The sequence below is a fragment of the Thermomonas sp. genome (genome assembly GCF_041905325.1).
In the GTDB taxonomy this organism is placed as follows: Bacteria; Pseudomonadota; Gammaproteobacteria; order Xanthomonadales; family Xanthomonadaceae; genus Thermomonas.
Window position 1 is genome coordinate 255,698 of sequence record NZ_JAYRLK010000005.1, and the last position, 9,702, is coordinate 265,399.

The window sequence follows — 9,702 nt, forward strand, 5'->3', positions numbered from 1 at the left end:
CTCCCCGCGTTGACGCCAAACTCCAACCGGTCGCTGAACGTGGCGCTATGCTGGCAGCATGGGTGGCAACGACGACAACCTGAAGCTGTTCCACAGCGCCCCGCATTCCTGCGGTTACTGGCCCGAGCGCGAAGCGCGCGACCTGGTGCTGGACCCACGCGACCCGCGCCTGCCCACGCTGTACCCGATGGCACTGCAATGGGGCTTCCGCCGCAGCGGCGACATCGTCTACCGCCCCAGTTGCGGCCGGTGTCGCGCCTGCGTGCCGGTCCGGCTGCCGGTGGCGCGTTTCACCCCGGACCGCAGCCAGCGCCGCTGCCTGGCCCGCAACGCCGACATCGAGACCCATGTCGTCGCACCGGCCTGCCTCGACGAATACCTGGCGCTGTACCAACGCTACCTGGGTACCCGCCATCGCGGCGGCGGCATGGAAGGCCACGGCGCGCACGAATTCGAACAATTCCTGATCGGCAGCTGGAACGACAGCCGCTTCCTCGAATTGCGCCAGGCCGGCAGCCACCGGCTGCTGGCGGTGGCCGTCACCGACCTGGCCGTCGACGCCCTCTCGGCGGTCTATACCTTCTACGACCCGGACGAAGCCCCCCGCAGCCTGGGCACGCTGGGCATCCTCAAGCAAATCGAATGGGCCCGCCGCGAACGCCGCGCACACCTGTACCTGGGCTACTGGATCGCCGGCCACCCGAAGATGGACTACAAGCACCGCTTCCGCCCGCTGGAAGCCTTCGACGGGCGCGCCTGGACGCTGCTGCCCGGCTAGCGGTGCCGGTGCACCAAGAACGACCGCCCTTCGACGGCGTAGTCGTGCCAACGCTCGACCTCCAGCTCGGGATGCGCGGCCAGCAGCTCGCGCAGCGCGCGGCGCTCGCCGGTGGCGTTCGATGCCTGGTTGGCGTGGAACTCGTCGAACAGCAGCACCGAGCCCTGCTGCAGCACCGGCGCGACGAACTCAAGCGCCGCCTTGGCCGCCTCGTAGACATCGCAGTCGATGTGCACCACGGCCGCGGCGTCGATGCCGAGACGCTCGCGCAGGCCCGGTTCGGCCAGGCTCTCGCGGAAATCCCCCCGGCACCGAAGTGCAGCGCGCCGGATCGAGCCCGGCAACGCGCCAGTTGTGCTCGAAGGTCTCGCGGTTCGAGCAGTAGCCGTCGGCATAGACCTCGTCGTTGCGCGCGCCGAGGATGCCGGTGAAGCTGTCGAAGCCGAAGAAGCGCATCCACGGGCAGCGCTTCGCCATCGAGTGCCAGGCGAGCGTGAACGTGCGGCCGTCGAAGGTGCCGAACTCGAGGTAATGGCCGCGCCGCAGGTTGGCGGCGACCTTGCCGGCCTCGTTGAACATCACCTCGTAGTGGATCGGGTTGACGCGCACATGCACCGGCTCGACGAACAGCGTGCGCGCATACAGCGTGTTGACGACGAAGCCGCGCGCCTTCAGGAAGCCGGTGGCGGCATGCAGTGCCTTCAGCACAAGCTGGTCGGCGTCGGCGAGCAGGATCAGCGTGTTGCTGCCATCGGCACCTTCAGGCAGCGCCGCCTCGATCACTGCCGACTGCGTCGCGACAGGTGCGGGCAGCGTGACGGCGAAGCCCTCGTAGCCATCCATCAGCGGCTGGCAGTCGGGAATCGCCCGGGCCAGCCCCGCTTCGGTACCGAGCAGCAGGATGTTGCGCAGCGCCGGCCCGAAGGCATCGATGTTGCGTACCAGCAGTGACGAACCCTCGGCAAACGGCATCGGTGCGACCCTTCAGTCGAAAAAAAAAGGACCTCCACCGTAGCACCATTCCCCGCGCCGATGCAGGGATCGCGCGCCTCGCCGGGCACCTGCGATGCCGAAGCCTGCCCCGCGGTCAGCGCCCCGCTGGCGGCGCCATCCCCGGCTCCAGGCTGGGGGCGCGCTTGCGGTCATGGAAGCCGAAATCCGAATCGCTGCGCGCGGACACGATCATCCGCACCATGTTGCCGGGCACCATCAACTCCAGCTCGACGGTGCGCCCGTCCGGGGCATGCCCTTCCAGCGTCATTTCAATGAACGCGCCGCCGGTATCCACTTCCGTGCAGGACACGAACGGCCCCACCGGCCCGGCTTGCAGGTAAGGCTTGATGGCATCCCCCAGCGCCTCCAGCGCCTGCGGAAAAAAGAACACGGCATAGCCCGACGTTTCGCTCATGCGGTCATCCTCGCACACGCGCGAACCGCTGTCTGCCGATCTGGAGGCCGTGACGCAGGCACCGGTCATCCTCGCACACGCGCGAACCGCGCCGCCAGTCATGCGATCCTGTTGCAATGCCGCGTCTCCTCTCCCACTGGCGTCTGCCCGCCATCGCGCTGCTGCTGGCCCTCGCCGGCTGCACACCACCGCAACTGCCGTTCGCGCGGCTGGCCGGGTTGATCACCAACCGCCAGCTGGACGAAATCAGCGGGCTGGCGGCCTCGCACGTGCACGAGGATGTGCTGTGGGCGCACAACGACAGCGGCAACCCGGCGCGGCTGTACGCGATCAGCCGGCGCGGGCGCTTGCTGGCCCGTTTCGACGTGGCGGGGGTGAAGAACACCGACTGGGAGGACATCGCCAGCTTCACCTTGGGCGGCAAGCACTACCTGCTGCTGGCCGATACCGGCGACAACGGCGGGCGTCGGCGTGATGTCCTGCTGCATGTCCTGGAAGAGCCCGCCGTGCTGCGGAACGGCACGCTCAAACCGGCCTGGACGATCCACGCCCGCTGGCCGGACGGCCCGCGCGACTGCGAAGCCGCGGCCGTGGATGCCACCCTGGGCCAAGTGCTGCTGATCTCCAAGAAGCGCGTGCCGCCGGAACTGTTTTCGCTGCCATTGGCCAACCCGCACGGCCGCATCGTCGAGGCGCGCCGGATCGGCCGGCTGTCCGACGTGCCGCAGGTGGGGGCCGAACTCAAGCAGCGGGATCCGAAGCTGGCGGCCCTGTTTTCGCAAGTCACCGCCGCCGACATTTCGCCAGACCGCAGCACTTTGGCGGTGCTGACCTACGGCAGCGTGCTGTTCTACCACCGCGCCGACGGCGAAGACTGGGCCGGGGCGGTGGCCCGGACACCGGAAAGCCATGACGTGCCCCCCATTCCACAAGCCGAGGCGCTGGCGTGGAGCGCCGGCGGGGCCGGCCTGTATGCCAGCGGCGAGTTCTACCCGGCACCGATCTTCTACATCGTCCCCCAGCAATGACCGTGCGGGCAGGCCGCCGTTCGTCGGCTGGCACTTGCGTTGTTAGATATCATTTTGATATCAATACATCACCAATCACCCACCGAGCACCGCCATGAAAGAAAACCCGATGTCCTCCCTGCCCGGCATTCCGTTCCTGCTGGCCATGCTGGCGCTGGCTGCCGCTGGCGTGTGGCTGCTGGTCACCGGCACCGGCCCGGATGCCAACACGGCGGGGCCGGCTTCGCCCACCACCCTGTTCGGCGGGGCCGGCCTGCTGGTGCTGGTCGGCTTCAGCCTGACCGGCCTGTACATGGTGCAGCCCAATCAGGCGGCGGTGCTCAGCCTGTTCGGCAAGTACGTGGGCACGGTGAAGCACGACGGCCTGCGCTGGAACAACCCGTTCCTGGCCAAGAAAAAGGTGTCGCTGCGCGTGCGCAACTTCGAGTCCGGCAAGCTCAAGGTCAACGAGCTCGACGGCAGCCCCATCGAGATCGCCGCGGTCATCGTCTGGCAGGTGCAGGACAGCGCCGAGGCCGTCTACAACGTGGACGACTACGAAAGCTTCGTGCACATCCAGTCCGAATCCGCGCTGCGCACGATGGCCACCAGCTATCCGTACGACCAGCACGAGGATGGCCAGATCGCGCTGCGCAGCCACGCCGCGGAAGTCTCGCAGCATCTGCGCGACGAGCTCTCCGAGCGCCTGGCCGACGCCGGCGTGCTGGTGCTGGATGCACGCATCAGCCACCTCGCCTATGCCCCGGAGATCGCGCAGGCGATGCTGCAGCGCCAGCAGGCGAACGCGATCATCGCCGCGCGCACCCGCATCGTCGCCGGCGCGGTAGGCATGGTGGAGATGGCACTGGCCGAGCTGCAGAAGAACGGCGTGGTGCATCTGGACGAAGAGCGCAAGGCGCAGATGGTCAGCAACCTGCTGGTGGTGCTGTGCGGCGAACGCGCCACCCAACCCATCGTCAACGCCGGCACGTTGTACTGAGGCGGGAGGACTATCCATGAGCATGACAACCGCAGGTGCCGTGGTGGTCGCAATCATCCTGGTGGTCGCCATTGCCGAACGGCACCACCGCACGCCGCGCGACTGACCCGCCATGTCCGAGAAGAAAGCCTACCCGCTGCGCATCAATGCCGAAATCCTGGCGGCGGCGCAGCGCTGGGCCGATGACGAACTCCGCAGCCTCAACGCGCAGATCGAATACCTGCTGCGCGACGCGTTGCGCAAGGCCGGGCGGCTGCCCGCGCCAAAAACCAAACCGGAGAACGACGCATGAGCCAACAATGGAAATACCTGGTGGTGGACGTGAAGACCGGCCTGCTGGGTGGCTTCAAGCCGCAGGACTTGCAGGAAGAACTCGACAAGCACGGCCGCGCCGGTTGGGAGCTGGTCAACCTGCTCCACGCCACGCCCACCGTGTCCTCGCCCATGCTCATTTTCAAGAAGGACGCCTGACATGCTGCGCCTCGCCCTGCCCCTCGTGCTGGCCACTGCCCTTTCCTTCGGCGCGCATGCGCAAGCACTCGACCCTGCCGCCATCGCCAGGCAGGCGCTGGACCGCCTCGATGCCGGCGACTATGCGCAGGTCGAACAAGCGTTCGCCGCACAGATGGCCGCGGCGGTGCCGGCGGACAAGCTGAAGGCGGTGTGGGAATCGTTGCCGGCGCAGATGGGCAAGGCCACCGGCCGCGGCGACACCACCGTGTCCGCGCAGGGCGATGCGACGCTGGTGAAAATCCCGCTGCATTACGAGAAGGCCGAACTGGTGGCGAGCTTCGCCATCGACGCCGAAGGCAGGATCGCCGGCTTCGTGGTGCAACCGGCACAGTCCGCCCCGCCCGCGCCGGCCGTGGCCGCCGACGCGCCCTTCATCGAACGCGACCTGGTGGTCGGCGAAGGCCAGCGCAGCCTGCCCGCCACGCTGGCGCTGCCGAAGGGCAACGACCAGGCGTCTGGAAAGGGTGTTCCCGCCATCGTGCTGGTACATGGCTCGGGCCCGCACGACCGCGACGAGACCATCGGCCCGAACAAGCCCTTCCTCGATATCGCCCGCGGCCTGGCCGCGCAGGGCATCGCGGTGCTGCGCTATGAAAAGCGCACCAAGGCGCGCCCGCAGGATTTTGCAGGCGGCGACTTCGGCGTGGATGACGAAACCACCAATGATGCGGTGCTGGCGGTGGACGCTCTGCGCAAGACCGAAGGCATCGACCCGGCGCGCATCTTCGTGCTGGGCCACAGCCAGGGCGGGATGATGGCACCGCGCATCGCGGCGATCTCGGGGCACGTGGCCGGGCTGGTGCTGCTGGCCGCGCCCGCGCGCCCGCTGCTGGACATCCTGATCGAACAAAATCGCCGCCTGGCCGTCTTGAACGACGGCAAGATCGACGATGCCGAACGCGGTGCCATCAACGCCCTGATCGCGCAGGTGCGCCAGACCCGTGACGGCAAGACCACCGCCGCCACCAAAACCGTGATGGGCCTGCCCGCCGGCTACTGGCGCAGCCTGGAGGCGGTGGATGCAGTGGCCGAAGCCCGGCAGCTCAAGCTGCCGATGCTGCTGTTGCAAGGCGCGCGCGACATCCAGGTGGTGGATGCCGATTGGCAGAATTGGCGTGATGCTTTCGATGGTGATGCACAGGCCACCTTCAAGCTCTATCCCAAGCTCAACCATCTGGGCATCGCCGGCGAGGGTGAAGGCTCGCTGGCCGAATACCAGCAGCCGGGGCATGTGGATGGCCAACTCATCGACGACGTGGCCCACTGGATCGAGGCGCATTGAGATGGCCACGCCGGTGCCGCAACCCATTGCAGTCAGCCCGCCGACACTGTGGGCACCGCTGTCGATGGCACTGCTGGTGGGCGTGCTGCCGCTGGCGATGATTGGCCACACCCTGCTGCAAGACCCCTCGCACTGGGAAACCACGCGCTGGGGGCTGGCGTTCCCGGTCGGTTTCGTGGTCGCCCTGCTGATCGGCCTGCTCCTGCTGATGCGCCGGCGCGCGGTGGAATGGCGCGACGGCACGCTGTGCATCCGTGCCGCGCTGTACACCAAGCGCATCGCCACCGCCGAACTGGACCTGCAACGCGCGCGGGTGGTGAACCTGGACGAACGCACCGAATTGCGTCCCGGCTGGAAAACCAATGGCTATGCCACCTTCGGGTTCACCGCCGGGCACTTCCGGATGCGCAAGGGGCTGGGCAATGCCTTCTGCCTGCTGACCCAACGGCAACGCGTGCTGTGGCTGCCATCGCGCGATGGCAAACAGCACATCCTGCTGAGCCTGGAGCGCCCGCAAGCCCTGCTGGATGCACTGCGTTCCGCCTGACGCGGGGCCTGCAAGGCCCTATCCTGCCCGCATGCACACACCCGCCACGCCCCTGCACACCACCCTGCGCAACACGGCAGATATCGAACTCTGGCCGGCCGGCCTGCTGCGCGCGCGCGGCAATGCCCACGCCCGCCTGCTGGCCCGCGCGCAGACCGTGCTGCGGCGCAAGCGCGATGGCCGCTATCTTGCCGCCGTATGCGCGGGTGAACTGCACGCGCTGGTACCGGCACTGGCCCGCGCGCCAGGATTGGCCGATGCCATGCGCGCCGTGCGGCAACCACTGGCGCACCGCCGCAACGGGCTGGAGCACGTCGGCACGCTGCCACTGCATCGCCTGCACGACCGGCTGGGCGCACTCGGGCTGGACGCCGATGCCTATGCCGCCCGCACCGGCCTTGGTCTCGTACCCGAACCGGACTGGCTGGCCTTTGCCGGTACCGACTGCTGGCAACGCCCGTTGTGGCTGCACATCGATGCCGCCCGCGCGTGGCTGCATCTGCGCGCAGCGGCGCTCGCCGACGACATCGTGCTGGAGGCGATCTCCGGCTACCGCAGCCACGACTATCAATTGGGCATTTTCGAACGCAAGCAGGCACGCGGGCTGGACGTGGACGCGATCCTCGCCGTCAATGCCGCGCCCGGCTTTTCCGAACACCACGCCGGCCTTGCCCTCGACATCGGCACGCCCGGCGAGCCGCCGGCGGAGGACACGTTCGAGCACACGCCGGCGTTCGCATGGCTGCGCGATCACGCCGGCGGATACGGCTTCACGATGAGCTACCCGCGCGACAACCCGCACGGCATCGTCTACGAACCTTGGCACTGGCGATTTTCAGCCGCCTGAACCGGCCCGCAGTTCCTGCAGGGTGGCGCGCAACCCTGCCCGCCAGTCCGGTGGCACGATGCCGAAATCGCGGCGCAACTTGCCGGTGTCCAGCACCGAATACCCAGGCCGGCGCGCCGGGGTCGGATAATCGGCGGTCGCCAGCGGCAGTACCTGCGGCCGGTACGCCAGCAGCCCCGCCGCCCGTGCCTCGTCCATGATCGCCTCGGCAAACCCGTGCCAGCTGGTTGCGCCATCGGCAGCCAGATGCCAGATACCGGAGGCGGGCAAGCCCTGTTCGATGATCCGTGCGCTGGCATCAGCCAACCATGCAGCCGGCGTCGGCACGCCGATCTGGTCGGCCACCACGCGCAGCTCGTCGCACTCGGCGGCGAGGCGCAGCATCGTGTGCAGGAAGTTCCTGCCGTGCGCGGCGTACACCCACGCCGTGCGCAGGATCGCGTGGCGCGCGCCACTGGCGCGGATGGCGTTCTCGCCGGCCAGCTTGCTGGCACCGTAGACGCCCAGCGGCGCGGTGGCATCGTCCTCGCGGTATGGGCGCGAGGCGCTGCCGTCGAACACATAGTCCGTGGAGTAGTGCACCAGCAGCGCGCCGGTCGCGGCGCACGCCTGCGCAATGGCTCCCGGTGCCCGCGCGTTGACCCGGAATGCGGCATCGGGCTCGCGTTCCGCGCGATCCACCGCCGTATGCGCGACGGCATTGACCACCACATCGGGGGCGATGCGCCGCACCAGCGCACCCAGCGCATCGGGTGCGTCGAAATCGGCCATCACGTCGGCCTGCGCACCGTCGCGGGTCGCCACCAGCAGCGTGCCCAAGGCCGGCAAGCCACGGCGCAGCTCGCGCCCCACCTGGCCGTTGCCACCCAGCAACAACAGCTTCATGCGGGGTACTGCGGCAGGCACTCCGGCGCAATGTCGGCCAGCAGCGGCGCTGCCGCGTCCTTGGCCGACAGCGAGACATCGGCCAGCGGCCAGTCGATGGCAAGCTGCGGGTCGTCCCAACGCAGGGCGTTGTCACTGCCGCGGGCGTAGGGTGCAGTGCACAGATAGGTGAGCAGCGCCGTGTCGCTGAGCACCAGGAACCCGTGGGCGAAGCCTTCCGGAACCCAGAACTGCCGGTGGTTGTCGGCACTCAGGATCGCCGCCACATGCTGGCCGAAGGTAGGCGAGCCGCGACGAATGTCCACCGCCACATCGAACACCTCGCCCTCCAGCACACTGACCAACTTGCCTTGCGGGTGCTGCGGCCATTGGTAGTGCAGGCCACGCAACACGCCGTGGTGCGAACGCGACACGTTGTGCTGCACGAACTGCGCCGGCAGCCCGTGTGCGGCGAAACGCGCCGCATGCCAGTTTTCGTGGAACACCCCGCGCGCATCAACGTGCATCTCCGGCTGGATGGCCACGCACCCCGGCAGCCGCGTCTTGACGACCTGCATGCCGTTCACCCCTGGGCCAGCAAGGCCAGCAGGTAACGGCCATAGTCGTTGCCCGCCATCGGCTGCGCCAGCACGCGCAATTGCGCGGCATCGATCCAGCCGTTGTTGTAGGCGATTTCCTCCGGGCAGCACACGCGCAAGCCTTGACGCTTCTCGATGGTCTGGATGAAGTTGGAGGCATCCACCAGTGCTTCGTGGGTACCGGTATCCAGCCATGCGAACCCGCGCCCCAGCTGTTCCAGATGCAGGCTGCCGTCTGCAAGGTAGCAACGATTGAGGTCGGTGATTTCCAGCTCGCCGCGTTGCGACGGCCGCAACTGCCTGGCAAAGCCGCTGGCACGGCCATCGTAGAAGTACAGCCCGGTCACCGCGTAACTGGATTTCGGCTGCGCCGGCTTTTCCTCCAGGCCCACCACCCTGCCCTGCGCATCGAATTCGGCCACGCCGTAACGCTGCGGGTCACGGACCTGGTAGCCGAACACGGTGGCGCCCGTGCTCCGCGCGTCGGCGCTTTTGAGCAGGTCGGTCAGGCCCTGCCCGTGGAACAGGTTGTCCCCCAGCACCAGGCAGCTGGGGCCACCGGCAAGGAAGTCTTCGCCGATCAGCAGTGCCTGCGCCAGCCCGTCCGGGCTGGGCTGCACCGCGTAGTCGATCCGCATGCCCCATTGCGCGCCATCGCCCAGCAGGCGTTGGAACAGCGCCTGCTCGTGCGGGGTGGTGATGATGAGCACTTCGCGGATGCCCGCCAGCATCAGCACGCTGAGCGGGTAATAGATCATCGGCTTGTCGTACACCGGCAGCAGCTGCTTGCTGATCGCCTGCGTCAGCGGATACAGCCGGGTGCCGCTGCCGCCGGCGAGGAGGATTCCCTTTCGGAG

14 protein-coding genes are annotated in these 9,702 nt (G+C 68.1%); 8 read left to right on the forward strand and 6 right to left on the reverse strand.

Going from position 1 to position 9,702, the window contains the following annotated elements:
• The first annotated feature begins 58 nt into the window (after positions 1 to 58).
• A complete protein-coding gene (locus ACE3OK_RS07955) occupies positions 59 to 778 on the forward strand; it encodes an arginyltransferase (protein WP_374248999.1) in 720 nt (239 codons plus the stop codon).
• Here the strand turns inward: ACE3OK_RS07955 and ACE3OK_RS07960 are convergent.
• The 3 genes from ACE3OK_RS07960 to ACE3OK_RS07970 form a co-directional block, all read right to left on the reverse strand.
• Positions 775 to 1,014, reverse strand: coding sequence for a hypothetical protein (locus ACE3OK_RS07960; RefSeq protein ID WP_374249000.1), 240 nt, complete (start codon positions 1,012 to 1,014; stop codon positions 775 to 777). The genes ACE3OK_RS07955 and ACE3OK_RS07960 overlap by 4 nt on opposite strands.
• The gene (locus tag ACE3OK_RS07965; protein WP_374249001.1) at positions 968 to 1,750 is read right to left on the reverse strand and encodes a hypothetical protein; all 783 of its coding nucleotides are present in this window, start codon (positions 1,748 to 1,750) and stop codon (positions 968 to 970) included. The genes ACE3OK_RS07960 and ACE3OK_RS07965 overlap by 47 nt, the downstream gene beginning before the upstream one ends.
• Before the next feature lie 115 nt (positions 1,751 to 1,865).
• Positions 1,866 to 2,186 (reverse strand): hypothetical protein, encoded by a 321-nt coding sequence (locus ACE3OK_RS07970; RefSeq protein WP_374249002.1) that lies wholly within the window; start codon positions 2,184 to 2,186, stop codon positions 1,866 to 1,868.
• Between the two features lie 116 nt (positions 2,187 to 2,302).
• Between ACE3OK_RS07970 and ACE3OK_RS07975 the strand changes: the two genes are divergently transcribed.
• The 7 genes from ACE3OK_RS07975 (at position 2,303) to ACE3OK_RS08005 (ending at position 7,382) form a co-directional block, all read left to right on the forward strand.
• Positions 2,303 to 3,214 carry a hypothetical protein gene (locus tag ACE3OK_RS07975; RefSeq protein WP_374249003.1) on the forward strand — a complete coding sequence of 304 codons (912 nt, stop codon included), beginning with the start codon at positions 2,303 to 2,305 and terminating at the stop codon, positions 3,212 to 3,214.
• A 94-nt stretch (positions 3,215 to 3,308) separates the two neighbouring features.
• Entirely contained in the window at positions 3,309 to 4,193 is an 885-nt protein-coding gene (locus ACE3OK_RS07980; RefSeq protein ID WP_374249004.1) for an SPFH domain-containing protein, read from the forward strand.
• A 112-nt stretch (positions 4,194 to 4,305) separates the two neighbouring features.
• Entirely contained in the window at positions 4,306 to 4,485 is a 180-nt protein-coding gene (locus ACE3OK_RS07985) for an Arc family DNA binding domain-containing protein (RefSeq protein ID WP_374249005.1), read from the forward strand.
• Complete coding sequence (locus tag ACE3OK_RS07990) at positions 4,482 to 4,664, forward strand: DUF4177 domain-containing protein (RefSeq protein ID WP_374249006.1); 183 nt, start codon at positions 4,482 to 4,484, stop codon at positions 4,662 to 4,664. The genes ACE3OK_RS07985 and ACE3OK_RS07990 overlap by 4 nt, the downstream gene beginning before the upstream one ends.
• A 1-nt stretch (position 4,665) precedes the next feature.
• Positions 4,666 to 5,988 (forward strand): alpha/beta fold hydrolase, encoded by a 1,323-nt coding sequence (locus ACE3OK_RS07995; protein WP_374249007.1) that lies wholly within the window; start codon positions 4,666 to 4,668, stop codon positions 5,986 to 5,988.
• Position 5,989: 1 nt separating this feature from the next.
• The gene (locus ACE3OK_RS08000) at positions 5,990 to 6,535 is read left to right on the forward strand and encodes a PH domain-containing protein (protein ID WP_374249008.1); all 546 of its coding nucleotides are present in this window, start codon (positions 5,990 to 5,992) and stop codon (positions 6,533 to 6,535) included.
• Between the two features lie 31 nt (positions 6,536 to 6,566).
• A complete protein-coding gene (locus ACE3OK_RS08005) occupies positions 6,567 to 7,382 on the forward strand; it encodes a D-alanyl-D-alanine carboxypeptidase family protein (RefSeq protein ID WP_374249009.1) in 816 nt (271 codons plus the stop codon).
• Here the strand turns inward: ACE3OK_RS08005 and rfbD are convergent.
• From rfbD to rfbA, 3 genes are all read right to left on the reverse strand, one after another.
• Positions 7,371 to 8,267, reverse strand: a complete 897-nt coding sequence (rfbD, locus tag ACE3OK_RS08010; protein WP_374249010.1) for a dTDP-4-dehydrorhamnose reductase — start codon at positions 8,265 to 8,267, stop codon at positions 7,371 to 7,373. The two genes, ACE3OK_RS08005 and rfbD, sit on opposite strands and share 12 nt — an antisense overlap.
• Entirely contained in the window at positions 8,264 to 8,824 is a 561-nt protein-coding gene (gene rfbC / locus ACE3OK_RS08015) for a dTDP-4-dehydrorhamnose 3,5-epimerase (protein ID WP_374249011.1), read from the reverse strand. Before rfbC ends, rfbD begins: the two co-directional genes overlap by 4 nt.
• Positions 8,825 to 8,829: 5 nt before the next feature.
• Positions 8,830 to 9,702, reverse strand: an 873-nt coding sequence (rfbA, locus tag ACE3OK_RS08020) for a glucose-1-phosphate thymidylyltransferase RfbA (protein ID WP_374249012.1), incomplete at its 5' end; no start/stop codon positions are given.